Origin of the sequence: Roseburia yibonii (genome assembly GCF_014297335.1) — a bacterium.
Classification (GTDB): domain Bacteria; phylum Bacillota; class Clostridia; order Lachnospirales; family Lachnospiraceae; genus Roseburia_D; species Roseburia_D yibonii.
On the sequence record NZ_JACOQH010000002.1, the window covers coordinates 339,787 to 356,030 of the forward strand.

Below are 16,244 nucleotides of genomic sequence, written 5' to 3' on the forward strand. Positions count from 1 at the left end.
TCCCTTACTCTTTCTTTATTTTCTAAGCTCGATGCCCATATTTTCCAGAGCTTTCAGGATCTTATCCATTGCACCGGAAATGTCTGCTTCCTCAAGATTCCGGTCTTTTGCACGGAATACCAGAGAATATGCAACTGATTTATAACCACCCCGGATCTGTGCTCCTTCATAAATATCAAACAGCTGATAGCTTTCCAGGTTCTTTCCGCCCTTTTCATCAAATACCTTTTCGATGTCTCCGGCAAGGATCTCCTTCGGAACCAGCATACTGATGTCACGGGTAGCTGCCGGGAATTTTGCGATTCCCTCGTATTTGCGGTCAAATGTTGCACGGCTTACGATCTCCGGCATATCGATCACCGCGATATAAACACGGTCTTTCATATTGTAGTTTGCCGCTACGGTCGGATGTACTTCCCCGAGATAACCGATGACTGTTCCATCATAAATAACATTTGCCTGACGTCCCGGATGGAGATACGGTCTGCCTGCATTCGGGTCATACTCCGGTTTCTTTCTCATTCCTACTTTGTACAGGAATTCTTCGATGACGCCCTTCATGGTATAGAAATCACCGTCTCCGTACATACCAAGTGTAAACTGCATCCGTTCATCCGGCAGTTCCGTAACCGGAACCTGCTTCGGAAGATAGATATTTCCAAGCTCGTAGAGACGTACATTTTTGTTTCTGCGGTTATAGTTGGTAGAAAGGGATGTCAGCATACCGTTTAAAGAACTTGTGCGCATGATACTGAAATCCTCTCCTAACGGGTTCGCGATCGTTACGGTCTGACGCAGTTTGGAGTCTTCCGGTAATAACAGCTTATCAAATACCTTAGGGCTTTCAAATGAATAGGTCATTCCCTGGGAAAATCCGCAGAATTCCGCAATCTCTCTCGCCATGCTCTCAATGCGGAGCTTGAACGGAAGTTTTCCTGTCGTTGCTTCGCCACTCGGCAGTGTCATCGGAATGTTGGCATATCCAAAGAATCTTGCCACTTCCTCTGCCAGATCCGCGTCACACGCGAGATCCTGTCTCCAGGACGGAGCCAGCACTTCGTTGGTGCTCTCATCATAACCCAGATCGATCTTTTTGAAATAGGAAAGCATCGTCTCCGGTGCGATATCCGTACCAAGCAGACGATTATATTTTTCCGGTTCAAACGGGATCCTTGTGCCTTCTTTTTTGACCGGATAAATGTCAACTGCTCCGCCTACCACTTCACCGGCACCCAGTTCCTCGATGAGCTGGCACGCACGGTCCATTGCTTCCATCGCAAGGTTCGGATCCAGTCCTTTTTCAAATTTTGCAGACGCATCGGTACGCATTCCGACTTTCTTTCCGGAAAGACGGATATTGGTTCCGTCAAAGCATGCCGCCTCAAAAAGCATGGTTGTTACATCATCCGTGATCATGGAATTTTCTCCTCCCATGATACCTGCCATGCCGATGGCCTTTTTGCCATCACAGATCATCAGCACGGAATCATCCAGCGTGCGTTCCTGTCCGTCGAGGGTCACGAACTTTTCGTCCTTCTCGGCACGGCGCACTACGATCTCTTTTCCCTCGATCTTATCCAGATCATAGGCATGCATCGGCTGTCCATACTCTTCCATGACATAGTTTGTGATGTCTACGATATTATTGATCGGACGGATGCCCTGTGCCGCAAGTCTGCGCTGCATCCATTCCGGTGACGGAGCGATCTTGATATTTTTTACCACTCTTGCGGTATAACGGGAACAAAGATCCGAATCCTTTACCGTAACTTTGATGTAATCATTGACATCTTCGCTGTTTCCGGTTTTCTCCACAACCGGCGGTACAAATTCTTTTCCAAAGGTTGCTGCCGCTTCTCTTGCGATTCCAAGCATGGAAAAGCAGTCCACACGGTTGGATGTAATCTCATATTCAACGACAACATCATCCAGTCCGAGTTCCTTTACTGCATCTGCGCCGACAACTGCGGTGTCATCGAAAATATAAATTCCCTCTACCGGTGCTTTCGGATACATATCACGGTTGGATCCGAGTTCTTCGATCGAGCACATCATGCCGTTGGATTCCACGCCACGCAGTTTGCCTTTTTTGATCTTGATCCCGCCTTCGGTCACGCTTCCGTCATGTCCGCCGGCAACACGTCCGCCGTCTAAGACAACCGGCACCTTGTCCCCTTCTCTGACATTCGGTGCTCCGGTCACGATCTGGATTGGCTCTCCCTGTCCGATATCCACCTGGCAGATGATCAGTTTGTCCGCATCCGGGTGTTTTTCAATCTTTTTAATCTGGCCAACCACAATCTTTTCCAGATTTTCATCCAGTCTGGTGTATCCTTCTACCTTTGAGCCGGATAATGTCATGGCATCCATATATTCCTGTGCGGTACAGTCAAGTCCCGGCACTAAATCTTTGATCCATTTTAATGATGTATTCATTTTGGTTCTCTCCTTGTTTTTCTATTTCTTTCGGAATCTTTCTTCGAAATCTTCCTGCTCTTCCACCTTTCAGGCAGCCCCCGGAATCTTTCTTCGAAATCTTCCTGCTCTTCTATCCTTCGCGCAGTCCCCGGAATCTTTCTTTGAAATCTTCCGGGGTTGTCCGGCAGTCGCCGGACAACCCTTCCCACAGCGCATTTTGAAAACGCCTGCAGATAAATCTGCGCCGGTTTTCAAAATACGCTGCGGGTCTGCCCTGCTCGTTGCTCGCTAAAATTGTTTTAAGAAGCGGTCGTCGTTTTCGTAAAGAAGACGCATGTCATCGATCTCGTATTTTAATAATGTAATTCGCTCCAGACCGACACCAAACGCAAAGCCGGAATATTCTTCCGGATCTATTCCGCTCATGCGCAGGACTTTCGGATGTACCATACCACAGCCCAGGATCTCGATCCATCCCTCTCCTTTGCAGAAACGGCATCCTTTTCCGCCGCATTTAAAGCAGGTCACATCCATCTCGGCACTCGGCTCGGTGAACGGGAAATGATGCGGACGGAATTTTACTTTTGTATCCGCGCCAAACAGCTGTCTTGCGAACTCCTGCAGGGTTCCCTTTAAATCCGCAAATGTAATATGTTTGTCAATGACCATTCCCTCGATCTGATGGAAAGACGGTGAATGTGTCGCATCCACTTCATCCGCACGGAATACTCTTCCCGGCGCGATCATACGGATCGGCAGTTTCTTCTGTTCCATCATACGCACCTGAACCGGAGAAGTCTGGGTACGCAGCAGGATCTTGTCATTGATATAGAAGGTATCCTGCTCATCTTTTGCCGGATGATTTGCCGGAATATTTAACGCTTCAAAGTTATAGTAATCATATTCTACTTCCGGTCCCTCGACAACTTCATATCCCATACCGGTAAAAATGCGTTCTACTTCTTCAAGCGCAATGGTATTCGGATGTCTGTGTCCGACCAGATTCTTTTTGGACGGCAGTGTCACATCGATCACTTCATGCTTCAGACGAAGTTCCAGTTCCTTTTCTTCCAATCTCTTTCTGGTCTCTTCCAGTTTCTTTTCAATGCTCTCTCTGGTTTCATTTACCAGCTGTCCTACAGCCGGACGTTCTTCCGGGCTTACGTCCTTCATACCTTTTAATACTGCGGTCAGTTCTCCTTTTTTTCCAAGGAATGCGACACGCACATCATTTAACTTGCCCAGTTCATCGGATCCTTCGATCTGGCGAATCGCTTCTTCTCTAATCTTTTGAAGTTTTTCTTTCATAATAGTTCTCCTTTTTTCTTTTCTCTGCCATACAGCAATGAAATGCGCTTTACGCATTTCTCTCTGATCGGCGATCTCAAATGTACGGTCATGCAGCCACGGCGTCCATTTTCCTTATCGCCATTACAAAAAGCGGAGCACGCTTCACCCCGCTAGGGACGAAGATGCTCCGCGTTACCACCCTTTTTCCTGAATACTCAGACTCTTAGCATATGCTTAACGCGCACGACACGGCACCGCCTACTGCAAGGTTCAACGGCACGGCTCCAGAGTGAAATTCATCTGCCACCTGATCCCGGGAATACTTCCAGCCAGTGATATTCCCTCTCTGTCGAATGTTTAGCAGACTACGTGGTCTCCTTCCAAGCCTTTTTCATACATATTTTAGTGTATCACATGAAAAAAGAAACTTCAACCCCTTTTCGCTCTCCGCTCCCTGCGCATACGGACCCATGCGGAAAAATATCTACCGTAAAGAGCATTCACCTCTCCACAGAGCAGGAAAATGTAGATACAAAAATAAAGCCACAGCATCAAAAGCGCGATCGTCGTCAGACTTCCATACATCGAAAATCCGTTAAAATATTTCACATAGATCGAAAGTCCAAGCGAAAAGACATACCATGCCACTGCACTGATCGCCGCACCCGGAAGCTGTGCCCAGAGTGCCGGTTTGTTGTTCGGCAGCGCTTTATATACCATCGCAAACATTGCGATCAACGTAAAGATAATGATCAGAAAGCGGAACGGGTAAAGCTTATTCGCGATCTCTTCCGTAACCGGAACATACTGCACCACCATCCGCTTTACCGAACTTCCGAACACCAGGATCAGTAACATGACCAGGATCAGGATCAGAAATATAAACGTATAAAAGATCGCCCGGATGCGCAGCACGAGCCAGTTTCTCGTCTCATCCACCCCGTTTACGGAATTGAGTCCGTCCGAAAGATACTGGATCCCTTTCGCGGCCGACCAGATCGCCGCCACTGCCGTCACCGAGATAAGTCCCATCGAATTTCCGTAAACTTCATCTACCACCGTCAGGATAAGCGGAGCGATATAGTCCGGCATGGTTCGTGTGATCCCTTCTAACAGCATCGCTTCCGTGATCGGTGTATACCTTAACATGGAGCTGAACACCATCATAAACGGTATGAACGACAGAATGATGAAAAATGCCGTCTGCGCCGCAAACGCGTTGATATGATCATCCCGCGCCTTTTTCAGAAAATACTGTACATTTTTTATGATACTCCAAATCATGTTTTTATCCTTTCGGTTCAATTTCGATATCCTTAAAAAAGAAGTTTAAGATATCTTTATAGCTGTATCCAAGCTCTGCCATTCCTTCCGCTCCGTTCTGGCTCATACCGACGCCGTGACCGTAACCGCCTCCGTATATGGTATATGTTCCTGTTGTTTCATCATACGAAAAGGTAAAGCAGGCACTTGGAAGAATCGCCATCTTCTGTGTTGTCCCGTCGAGAAGATGCACATCATCCACCAGACAACCGAGCACTTTGCGTATATTATATTCGGAAAGCACTTCCGCGGTTCCGTTTTCGTAGGTCAGCACCAGATCTAACACCGCGCCCCCGTTTCCTCTTGCTTTGATCTGCATGGAAAACAGTTTTCCAAGTCCGGACACTGTATCCGTCGGATTTCCACTGCTGTCATAGAGCAGAATATTTTCCGGCTTGATCTCTTTTCGCACCGCAAGCACCTGTCTTGCCTGCTCCATGCGCTCATCCGTCAGTTTCGCGGTCGTACTCCAGCGGAAAAAATGGCTGCTCACATCAAAGCAGGAATCATCGATGCCTGTAATATACTGATAAAAGGCCGCTTCATCCGAAAGCGCAAGCGGCGTCTGATCGGCGGATACCCGTGTCACTTTGAGGAACGGATAATCATCCGCGATCACATTATTCCACACACAGTCATCCTGCGTCATGCCACAGGACGTGGAAAAATAGAACGCTTCTATGATCTCCCCGCCGCAGGTCATGACTTCCCCGCAGGTGTCATCTACTACGGTTCTTGCAATGTCAGTATGTTCCTGCCGGTTGTACACCTGATAATTGGTACTGTCATCCACATGCGCTCCGTACTGCGCATACTCACTCTGCAAAAGCTGACGGTAGGCATAGCTTCTCGCGCAGACCGCCTGTGCCTTCAATGCCTCCGGCTGATAATTGGCCGGCATCTCACTCGTCACCACCTGGTAGAGGTAATTTTCGATCGGCACATCATTGATCACCACAAAGCCCTCCGCATAGCGGCGCACCTCAAAACCGCCCTCATATCCGTAGGAGATCCGGCTGCCGGACGCATCCGCAAGATACATCTCATTTCCATTCACGGCATCGATACGCACATAGCCATCCCCCGCCTCCGTAAGACATGACGCGGCGTCAAAGAGTGTTCCTCCGCCGTAAGCCGCCGTATTCTCACCGTAAACGACCTGGTATTCTCCGTCACAGGTGATCCACACGCCGTCCCGGTAAACGGTTCCGTCCCCGTCTAAGAGCAGGACACGGATATTGGAAAGATTCGCCGGCTGATTTAACAGGATCGCGCACACCTCATCCCCCGCCACAACATAGGTGACATTCATATTTCCGATCACGATATCCGAAACATCCTTCTGCTCTATGGTTCCATATGTCTTATAGACCGGCAGCACTTTCGCCCGTTTCAATGGGCCATAGCCATCGATCTCGATTTTCTGTTCATCCACCGTCAGAAGATTTCCGGTGATCGTCTCCTGCTTTCTGTCTATTTTAAAGATCTCTCCGTCCCTAAAGTGCATATCACAGACTGTACCAGAAAGATCTTCCCCCGCTTCTTCTAACGGGAATTCATAGGTCTGACCGCCAAAAACTACCGACGCCTTTTGTTGTGAAACGCCTTCGAAATATACATTGGGCAGAACAACCTCAAGCCCTTTCTCCCGTTTCAGCCCGATGATCGTATTTTCGTAGAGATAACAGAGATATCCTTCCGTTTCCTCCAGGAAGTCATCCGGCACCAGATAAGAATAACTTCCATCCTGCGTCTGTACCTGCTGTTCTTTGCTGTCTTTCTTCAAAATCAGGCATGGCGTGCAGTTCACCTTCTGATTTGTATCCAAAAGCTCCAGAAGCTGATCGTAAATGTCATACCACGTCTTACGATCGATTGCTTTCGCATCCCCTTCTTTCTGATATGTAACATACTCCGTGGCTCCAAGATGTTCCAGTATTTTTTTCACATCCACGAATTTCAGTTCACGGTCCTGCTTCATATCCAGAAGTTCTTCCCACTCACTCTTTTCGTAGCCCGAAAAAGTGAGCATCTGTATTGCCTCATCTGCTCCAAGATACGCATCATTCCACTGACTCAGATCTCTCTCTTTGTATTCTGTCTTTAACACGGCAAGCAGTAAAAACGCACATCCTGCCAAAAGTATGCAAAGTTTCACCTTTTTTGCGTCCACTCTGCCATTTCGCCCGATATTCCCTATTCTTCCCATAAAACTCCTCACACCCACATTACATGAAAAGAAGCTGCTTTATGACAAGCAGCTTCTTTTATCCTGTGTAAGTTATCTTTTGTACAACTTCTTTTGTAATCTATATGATCTCTTTCGTACTTTATGCCATCATTTGTGTCTCTTGATTGCTTTTTCTTATGTTTTTTCAAAAACCCAAAATGCCGTTTCCTGCAATTTTGACTCCTAGCGAACGCTAGGTGGGTATCCGCAGCTGACGTTCTGCCTTCCACTGATACGAGGCGGCCTGACATCCGGTCAGTAATATAAGAGTCCCATAAAAGTAAATGTAGGTTCAAAAAAGCAGGGGTATCGCACATCCCAGGCATTGTCTTTTGTTGCTCTTATTATACTTTAATATGTGTATTTTCGCAACCAGAAATTCGTGGGAATTTCTGCTTCCTTTTATATTTTTTTCAAATCATCCGCAGAAAAACTTCCCGGGAACAGCTCCGCAAGCGTAAAGACCTTATAATCACTTTTGTCCCGTGCGACAATGATCTCAAAAGCCTCATCACAGAATTCCATCATAACCTGTCTGCATACTCCGCATGGGAACAGATAATCTCCGGTATTTCCAGCCACCGCAATGGCACGAAATCTCCGTTCTCCCTCCGATACTGCCTTAAAAAAAGCGGTACGTTCCGCGCAGTTTGTCGGCGTGTATGCCGCATTTTCAATATTGCAGCCACGGTAGATCTTTCCATCTTCTGTCAGAAGCGCAGCTCCGACCGGAAAATTGGAATACGGAACATAGGCATTCTTTTTTGCCTCATACGCTTCCTCGATCAGCGTTTCACGCGATATCACAGAATTGTTCATTATGCTTCGCTTCCTTCTAACATCTTGATCGCCGAACTTGTTCCGATCCTGCTGCATCCAAGCGCAATGTAACGTTCCATATCTTCTTTGGAGCGCACACCGCCCGCAGCCTTGATCTTTACATCCTTTCCAATATGCTCTGCCATCAGCGCAACATCTTCAAACGTTGCTCCGCCCGTTCCGAATCCGGTAGAAGTCTTGATGAAATCTGCCTTTGCCTCTGTTACGGCATGGCACATCGCGATCTTTTCCTCTTTCGTCAGGTAACAGGTCTCAATGATGACCTTTAACACTTTATCGCCGACGGTCTTCTTTAACAGTGCGATCTCCTGTTCTACTTTATCGTATGCTCCGTTTTTTACATCCCCGATATTGATGACCATATCGATCTCCGAAGCTCCATCTGCAAGTGCCTGTCTGGTCTCCGCCACCTTGCTCTCGGTGTTGCAGTTTCCAAGCGGGAATCCCACTACCGTACAGACCGGCAGTTTGTCCCCATATTTATCATGTACCCGCTTAATGTAACAGCTTGGGATACACACGGATGCCATATGATAAGAAACCGCTTCGTCGCAGAGTTTCTCGATCTCCTCCCAGGTAGTAAATGCCTTTAAAGCTGTATGATCCACATAACGGTATAATTCTTCTTTGTTCATTTCCAATCTCCTTTCGCCTGTTTTACTATTCTATAATATTTCCATTCTCTTTTCCAGCGGTTTCTTTATAGAAATTTTTCCCTGATATGCCGGAATTTTGTGACAAACCACAGGCACACGATCAAAAATGCAAATAATATCACGGTATTTAACCGGTTGCTCTTATAAAAAATCATATTGACGGTACCGGCTATCCCGCAGAGAACCGTCTCTGCCCCGAACGGAAGCATATAACGCGCCACTTCTTCTGCCATTTTTCTGCTGTCACGGCATCTGGCAAGCTCCTCCGCATCTAACAGCATGTTTCCCGGTTTTCCTGTTTTTTTCATGTTTCGTGCTACGTAGACCAGGTACCCGCCAAACACGATCAGAAAAACATCAAGCAGCAATCCGACATTGATTCCTTCCATATTTCTTCCGCCCTCTCTTCTCTCACATTTCGAATTCTATTATAATCTCTGTCACCATGGGTTGCAATCTTATTTTTATTTCGATATAAAGATTGAAACTTTTCTGATTTTATTGTAAAATACTTACATATCAGAAAGTATTTTGACTATATTTGAAGGAGATATCTACATGAAACTTGAAGATGCTAAAATTTTAATCGGAGACGATTCTATTCTTGCGAGAAAACAGTTAAAAGACGTTTTGACTACATTTGGCGGCAAGCATTTTTTCGAAGCTGCAAATGGGCAGGAAGCAATTGAAAAATTTAAAGCTGAAAAACCGGATATCGTATTCTTAGATATTGTTATGCCACAGAAGGACGGTATTTCCGCTGTTTCTGAAATTTGCAGAATTGATCCGGATGCATATATCATCATTGTATCTTCGGTTGGTACCCAGACTCAGCTTCGAAACGCGATTGAGGCAGGCGCACGAGATTTCATCCAGAAGCCTCTGAATACGGATCAGATAAAATCGATTCTTTCCGTAAAATTTGAAGGGAGATAAGTTATGTATACACAATTTTTCGGTAATTTTCTTCTCAGCCGCGGAGTTGTCACTTCAGAACAGCTCATCAATGCGATCAAGGAAGAATCTACCACGCACATAAAACTCGGAACTCTTGCCATCCACGCCGGCTATATGACTGCCAGCGAGGCTGACAACATTATCATCATGCAGACCCATGAAGACAAACGCTTCGGTGAACTCGCCGTACAGGGCGGTTATATGACCGAGGAACAGGTAAACAGCCTGTTAAAGATGCAAAAACCGGACTATCTTCTTCTGGGACAGATCCTGATCGAACAGGGCATTCTGACCAACACAGATTTTGAGAACCTGATTGTGGACTATCAGTCGGAATATGAGATCTACGACCTTGATATGGCAACCGAGAAAAAAGAAGTTGTCACGAATATGCTGAAAAACTACTGCAGTTTTTCCAACCATCCGCAGGCAGACAAGGCGATCCATTACCTCTATCTCCTGTTCAACAATCTGGTTCGTTTTATCGGCGAGGATTTTACCACGTTAAATCCGATCCCTTGTCCGGAATATCCGACCAACTACTGCATCAGCCAGAAGACACACAATGATACACTCTCTATGACTTCTGCGCTTGATATCGATCCGAACACCGCGGTTGCTTTTGCTTCCCGCTATGTAGACGAGCAGTTTGAGGACTTTGATGAATATGTAAAAGCTTCACTGGAGGATTTCTTGAACCTGCACAACGGACTTTACAACGTAAATCTTTCCAATGATTTTTCAATCGAACTGACACTGGATCCACCGGAAATCCATCATTACGACGTACTCTCTCTCAGCCAGAACGCCTATCTGTTTCCGGTCATTTATCCGTTTGGAACGATAAATTTTCTGTTTTCTTTCTAACACAGATTTTAAATAAAAATAGAGACGTAAACGAAACCCCTGTGATTCCGCTTCTTTGGAATCACAGGGGTTATCTTTTGTAATGGCGACGAGGAAAATGGACACGGTGCTTGTACGAGCGTCCATTTGACGGCCGCTGATCAGAGCGGAATGCGCAAAGCGTATTTCGTCTCTGTTTCAACGCTCACCTTTTATTAAATTGCAAGGAACTTCTTTACAACTTCCGGCATTTCAGCCACTTCGCATACAGTATCATGTAACACTTTCGCGGTACGGATCTCTTCGATCGCCTTCGGTACTGCGACATGTCCGATGCGGCTCAGCTCATCTACCAGCTCGAAATCTGTCATGGAATCGTATTTTTCCTTATCAATCGCATCCATAACGCTTCTGGTAAATTTGAACGGACTGGCTGTGGAAGCAATCACCGTCTTTGTCTCTGTGTCTTTGGTCTCTTCTTTGTATTTCTTATAAACACCAGCTGCTACTGCGGTATGGGTATCAATCACATATCCGGTCTTGTCATACAGGTCACAGATCACTTTTGCTGTCTCCGCTTCACTTGTATAATTTCCGTAGAAATCAGCAAGCTGTTCTTTCATTTCTTCTGTGATCGCATAAGCGCCGTCAGAAGTCAGTGCAGTCATCAGCTCTTTATTCTTTGCCGCGTCATTTCCGGCGATACGGTAGATCAGACGCTCCAGGTTGCTTGAAATCAGAATGTCCATGGACGGAGAAGATGTCAGCATGAACTCACGGTTCTTATCATAAGTTCCGGTGCGGAAGAAATCAAACAGTACTTTATTTTCATTGGATGCGCAGATCAGTTTTGCGATCGGAAGTCCCATATTCTTTGCATAGAACGCAGCGAGAATATTTCCGAAGTTTCCGGTCGGTACTACCACATTGATCTTTTCATCCTTTGCGATCTCACCTTTTTTGTACAGTTTTGCGTATGCATATACATAATAAGCGATCTGAGGAACCAGACGTCCGATATTGATAGAGTTTGCGGATGAGAACTGGAAGCCCGCAGCATCCATCTGCGCGGCAAGTTCCTTATCCTGGAACATCTTTTTCACACCGGTCTGTGCCTGATCAAAGTTTCCATGAATGCCGACTACATAGGTATTGTCACCCTTCTGTGTCACCATCTGTTTTTCCTGGATCGGGCTCACACCGTTCTTCGGATAAAATACGATGATCTTGGTACCCTTGACATCCGCGAAACCTGCAAGCGCTGCCTTACCGGTATCTCCGGAAGTCGCTGTCAGGATCACGATATCGTTCTTTACCTGATTCTTGCGTGCCGCTGTGATCAGCAGATGAGGCAGAATGGATAATGCCATATCCTTAAAAGCGATCGTCGGGCCGTGGAACAGCTCTAAATAATAGGCGCCGTCTGATTCTACAAGCGGAGCGATCTCTTTTGTATCGAATTTGCTGTCATATGCTTTCTGAATGCAGTCCTTTAACTCTTCCTCGGTAAAATCTGTTAAAAACTGTTTCATGACCGCGTATGCAGTCTCCTGATAATTCATATCAGCAAGTTCATCTATCGTCACATCCAAAGAAGGGATACGATCCGGCACGAATAATCCGCCGTCATCTGCAAGTCCCTTTAAGATAGCCTGGGAAGCAGTTACCTTTTCCTTTGCATTTCGTGTACTTGAATAAATTAAATCCATTCTCTCATCCTCTTCTTTCCTAAGTATTATTCTAAATATTCGTACTGTTTTTCATTATAAATAAAGGCTTTTCTTCTGTCAATCCAAAAACCTAAAATGTGTGGTATAATAATAACCAAAGATACTACCAAGGAGGAACTTTAACCTTATGCTCCCAGGCGTTTATACCGCGACAAAAAAAGACGGAACCATCTATTACCGTTCCAGCATCACCTATCAGAACAAGCATATCAGTCTCGGCAGTTACGCGTCCGAAGATACCGCAAACCAGGCTTATCAGAAAGCCGACGCCCTTTTGCGGGATCCGTCGGTCTCTTTCGAGCACGCACTTGCGCACCGTGGTGTTTTATCTTTCGACAAGACGGTCACCCTTATGAATTTCCGGGATAACGGGGTCTACATCAAGACACCGATCTACCTGCGCAGAAATTATTTTGAATATTTTCTTTCGCCCACACTGATCTTAAAGTTCGATATCGATGATCTGTTTTATTATTCCAGCCATCGGATCCAGAAACGTGGCGGTCATCTGTTCGTAAGCGATTATGGGATGCAGTATAATATTCTTTCCCGCTACGGCATCAAAAGCCACGGGGTTCCCGGAAAAGATTTCCGGTTCGTAAATGAAGATTTCTCCGATTACCGGTATTCCAATATCATGATCATCAACCCCTACGCCGGTGTGAATATGCTGCAGGCAGGCGGAAAGATCTCTTATCAGGCGAAGATACATATCAACGGATACTTTTCTCTCGGCACCTATGAAAGCGACTATCTCGCCGCCATCGCATATAACAAGGCATGCGATCTCGCAAAAGATGCGGGGATTCACCGGGAATTTCCGGTCAATTACATCGATTTTCTCTCGCCAAGCCAGTACGCGGAACTTTATGCAGACCTGGTTTTGCCGGAAAAATACCTCACTTATCTTGCCTCTTTTTCATAAAACAGTGAAAAAGCTGTCAAAAGGATTCCTCCTTTTTGGCAGCTTTTTTCTTTAGTTTTTCTGATTGATGTAGTTGATCAGTCCCTCAGCTTTAATGATCTTTTGCATAAACTCCGGGAACGCCTGCCCCTGATAGGAGGTTCCTTTGGTCTTGTCATAGATCATGCCGCTGTCAAAATCAACTTCCACTTCGTCTCCCGCGTCAATATTTTCTGCCGCTTCCTTGCATTCAATGATCGGCAGTCCGATATTGATCGCATTCCGGTAAAAAATACGTGCGAAAGTCTCCGCGATCACACAGCTTACCCCAGCAGCCTTGATCGCGATCGGCGCATGTTCTCTGGAAGAACCGCAGCCAAAGTTTTTATTTGCAACGATCAGATCGCCTTTTTTTACTTTTTTCACAAAATCCTTATCGATATCTTCCATGCAGTGAGCCGCCAGTTCTTTTGGCTCGGAAGAATTTAAATACCGCGCAGGAATAATGACATCGGTATCCACGTTATCTCCAAATTTAAATACGTCTCCATGTGCTTTCATCTATCTACTTACCTCCTATCAATCAACTGGTGCGGAAATTTTTCCGGTCAGCGCACTTGCCGCCGCCACAGCCGGGCTCGCAAGATAAACTTCGGAATCAACATGTCCCATTCTTCCGACAAAGTTACGGTTTGTGGTGGATACGCAGCGTTCCCCTGCCGCAAGGATTCCCATGTATCCTCCAAGGCATGGTCCGCAGGTCGGTGTGCTTACCACCGCTCCCGCCTCGATAAAGGTACGGATATATCCGGCTGCCATTGCATCCAGATAGATCTGCTGTGTTGCCGGGATCACGATGACACGAAGTCCCTTTGCCACTTTTTTGCCCTTTAAGATCTCAGCCGCAGTCTTTAAGTCTTCCAGACGTCCGTTTGTACAGGAACCGATCACGACCTGATCAATCCTGATATCCCCGACTTCATCGATGGTATGTGTATTTTCCGGAAGATGCGGGAATGATACGGTTGATTTTAATGTACTAAGATCAATCGTATATTCCTCATCATACTCTGCGTCCGCATCTGCCTCATATACCTGATACGGGCGTTTGCTGTGTTCTTTCATATATGCTTCCGCAATCTCGTCCACCGGGAAGATTCCGTTTTTTGCTCCTGCCTCGATCGCCATATTCGCGATCGTGAAACGGTCATCCATGTTTAAGTTTTTAATTCCGTCTCCGACAAACTCCAAGGAACGGTACAGTGCGCCGTCCACACCGATCATTCCGATCAGATGTAAGATCACGTCTTTTCCGCTGACCCATTTGCCCGGCTTTCCGGTGATATTTACACGGATCGCGGACGGAACCTTAAACCATGCTTTTCCGGTCGCCATACCGGCTGCCATATCCGTACTTCCCACACCGGTGGAAAATGCTCCGAGCGCCCCATAGGTACAGGTATGTGAATCCGCTCCGATAATCACATCACCGGCAACGGTAAGTCCTTTTTCCGGAAGCAGCGCATGCTCGATCCCCATCTCTCCAACATCAAAATAATTGGTAATATCATGCTTACAGGCAAACTCACGCACGCATTTGCAGTGTTCTGCCGACTTGATATCTTTATTCGGAACAAAATGATCCAAAACCAGCGCGATCTTATCCTTATGAAAAACGCCATCCACCTTCATTTTATCCATTTCATGAATTGCGACCGGAGATGTGATATCATTTCCGAGCACCAGATCCAGATCCGCCTCGATCAGCTGTCCCGCACAGACTGAGTCAAGTCCTGCGTGCGCCGCAAGAATTTTCTGTGTCATCGTCATTCCCATTTCAATTTTCCTCCTACACTTTAAAATATAACGTGAGCAATCAAGAATATTTTATCTTTTGTTGCTATTCTAACATAAGTAGTGATATAATAGTAATACATAATAAATATGTTTATCATGCATACCGGTTATGGCATATGCCATACTTATCCAATGAATTTTGCTTTACGAAAGGATGTTTTTTTTATGATTCAAAGTCTATCCTGCTACCGTATCTTTTACACGGTCGCGAAAACCGGCAATATCTCAAAAGCCGCCAAAGAACTCTATATCAGCCAGCCTGCGATCAGCAAATCGATCCAGAAGCTGGAAGAAAGCATGAACTGTGAACTTTTCCGGCGCAGTTCCCGAGGGGTCAGTTTGACCGAGGAGGGCGAACTGCTCTACTCCCATGTCAAAGTCGCGTTTGAGACGCTCGCGCTTGGCGAAGACCGTCTGCGCAATTCCATCGAGCTTGGGGTCGGCCATTTAAAGATCGGTGTCAGTTCCACGCTTTGTAAATACATGCTGCTTCCCTATCTGAAAGAATTCATCAAGCTGTATCCGCACATCAACATCTCCATCACCTGTCAGTCTACCAATGACACCTTAAAGCTGTTGGAAGAAAACAAGATCGATGTCGGACTGATCGGAAAGCCGGAAAGTTTAAAAAACATTGATTTTTATTATCTCGCCGAGATCAAGGATATTTTTGTGGCAACCAAAGACTATCTGCGCAACTTAAAAGCAAGAGGTGTCAAGGAAGACCGCATCCTGCAGAGCTCCACGATCATGCTGCTTGATAAAAACAACATGACCAGACAGTATATCGACGATTACCTCCAGGAAAACCACATTGTGGTTCAGGACTCGATCGATATCTCCTCCATGGATCTTCTGATCGAGTTTGCCAAGATCAGCGTTGGTGTTGCCTGCGTCATCCGTGAATTTGTAAAAAAAGAGCTTGCGGACGGCTCTCTGATCGAAATCCCGCTCGGCTTTCCGATCCACAAACGTGAAGTCGGTTTTGCCTATAAGAAATCGGTCAAGCCATCAAAATCGTTAGAGCTTTTTGTGGATTTCTACAAATCCCACGAGCTTTTGCATTCTTAAAAGTTTCTGCTTTTATCCGTCAAATGGATGTCTGCGCAGGCACGGCATCCATTTTTCTCTCGCTATTACACAAAATCCCTGATCGCAAAACCGATCAGGGATTTCTTATTGCGTATATGTAT

Annotated in this window: 14 protein-coding genes, 1 other RNA gene and 1 other annotated feature; of the genes, 4 read left to right on the forward strand and 11 right to left on the reverse strand. The window is 46.0% G+C overall.

What is annotated here, in order from left to right; all coding sequences use genetic code 11:
- Nucleotides 1-15: 15 nt before the first annotated feature.
- From pheT to H8Z76_RS04505, 8 genes are all read right to left on the reverse strand, one after another.
- Nucleotides 16-2,436, reverse strand: coding sequence for a phenylalanine--tRNA ligase subunit beta (gene pheT, locus H8Z76_RS04470; protein ID WP_186981768.1), 2,421 nt, complete (start codon nt 2,434-2,436; stop codon nt 16-18).
- Nucleotides 2,437-2,706: 270 nt separating this feature from the next.
- On the reverse strand, nt 2,707-3,726 hold the full coding sequence (gene pheS, locus H8Z76_RS04475) for a phenylalanine--tRNA ligase subunit alpha (RefSeq protein ID WP_022516328.1): 1,020 nt from the start codon (nt 3,724-3,726) through the stop codon (nt 2,707-2,709).
- 151 nt (nt 3,727-3,877) lie between these two features.
- Nucleotides 3,878-4,100, reverse strand: a binding site (T-box leader).
- Nucleotides 4,101-4,137: 37 nt separating this feature from the next.
- Nucleotides 4,138-4,992, reverse strand: coding sequence for a YihY/virulence factor BrkB family protein (locus tag H8Z76_RS04480; protein ID WP_022516329.1), 855 nt, complete (start codon nt 4,990-4,992; stop codon nt 4,138-4,140).
- A gap of 4 nt (nt 4,993-4,996) precedes the next feature.
- Nucleotides 4,997-7,240 carry a SpoIID/LytB domain-containing protein gene (locus tag H8Z76_RS04485; protein WP_186981769.1) on the reverse strand — a complete coding sequence of 748 codons (2,244 nt, stop codon included), beginning with the start codon at nt 7,238-7,240 and terminating at the stop codon, nt 4,997-4,999.
- 167 nt (nt 7,241-7,407) lie between these two features.
- A non-coding RNA gene (gene ssrS, locus H8Z76_RS04490) (6S RNA) lies at nt 7,408-7,589 on the reverse strand.
- Nucleotides 7,590-7,663: 74 nt separating this feature from the next.
- Nucleotides 7,664-8,080, reverse strand: a complete 417-nt coding sequence (locus H8Z76_RS04495) for a cytidine deaminase (protein WP_207723096.1) — start codon at nt 8,078-8,080, stop codon at nt 7,664-7,666.
- Nucleotides 8,080-8,736: a deoxyribose-phosphate aldolase gene (deoC, locus tag H8Z76_RS04500; protein WP_147618024.1), complete on the reverse strand. Its 657-nt coding sequence runs from the start codon at nt 8,734-8,736 to the stop codon at nt 8,080-8,082. Before deoC ends, H8Z76_RS04495 begins: the two co-directional genes overlap by 1 nt.
- 65 nt (nt 8,737-8,801) lie before the next feature.
- Nucleotides 8,802-9,146 carry a hypothetical protein gene (locus tag H8Z76_RS04505; RefSeq protein WP_186981770.1) on the reverse strand — a complete coding sequence of 115 codons (345 nt, stop codon included), beginning with the start codon at nt 9,144-9,146 and terminating at the stop codon, nt 8,802-8,804.
- 169 nt (nt 9,147-9,315) lie between these two features.
- Between H8Z76_RS04505 and H8Z76_RS04510 the strand changes: the two genes are divergently transcribed.
- Both H8Z76_RS04510 and H8Z76_RS04515 read left to right on the forward strand, forming a co-directional pair.
- Entirely contained in the window at nt 9,316-9,693 is a 378-nt protein-coding gene (locus tag H8Z76_RS04510) for a response regulator (RefSeq protein ID WP_022516334.1), read from the forward strand.
- Nucleotides 9,694-9,696: 3 nt separating this feature from the next.
- Nucleotides 9,697-10,581, forward strand: coding sequence for a hypothetical protein (locus H8Z76_RS04515; protein WP_022516335.1), 885 nt, complete (start codon nt 9,697-9,699; stop codon nt 10,579-10,581).
- A 194-nt stretch (nt 10,582-10,775) separates the two neighbouring features.
- Here H8Z76_RS04515 and thrC read toward each other — a convergent pair whose 3' ends face one another.
- Nucleotides 10,776-12,269 carry a threonine synthase gene (thrC, locus tag H8Z76_RS04520; RefSeq protein WP_022516336.1) on the reverse strand — a complete coding sequence of 498 codons (1,494 nt, stop codon included), beginning with the start codon at nt 12,267-12,269 and terminating at the stop codon, nt 10,776-10,778.
- A gap of 148 nt (nt 12,270-12,417) precedes the next feature.
- Here thrC and H8Z76_RS04525 point away from each other — a divergent pair, with 148 nt between their 5' ends.
- Nucleotides 12,418-13,215 carry a hypothetical protein gene (locus tag H8Z76_RS04525; protein WP_022516337.1) on the forward strand — a complete coding sequence of 266 codons (798 nt, stop codon included), beginning with the start codon at nt 12,418-12,420 and terminating at the stop codon, nt 13,213-13,215.
- Nucleotides 13,216-13,266: 51 nt separating this feature from the next.
- Here H8Z76_RS04525 and leuD read toward each other — a convergent pair whose 3' ends face one another.
- Nucleotides 13,267-13,755: a 3-isopropylmalate dehydratase small subunit gene (leuD, locus tag H8Z76_RS04530; protein ID WP_022516338.1), complete on the reverse strand. Its 489-nt coding sequence runs from the start codon at nt 13,753-13,755 to the stop codon at nt 13,267-13,269.
- An 18-nt stretch (nt 13,756-13,773) separates the two neighbouring features.
- On the reverse strand, nt 13,774-15,030 hold the full coding sequence (leuC, locus tag H8Z76_RS04535) for a 3-isopropylmalate dehydratase large subunit (RefSeq protein WP_022516339.1): 1,257 nt from the start codon (nt 15,028-15,030) through the stop codon (nt 13,774-13,776).
- A gap of 186 nt (nt 15,031-15,216) precedes the next feature.
- On the opposite strand from leuC, the gene H8Z76_RS04540 reads away from it, so the two are divergent.
- Entirely contained in the window at nt 15,217-16,122 is a 906-nt protein-coding gene (locus H8Z76_RS04540; protein WP_022516340.1) for a LysR family transcriptional regulator, read from the forward strand.
- The last annotated feature ends 122 nt before the right edge of the window (nt 16,123-16,244 follow it).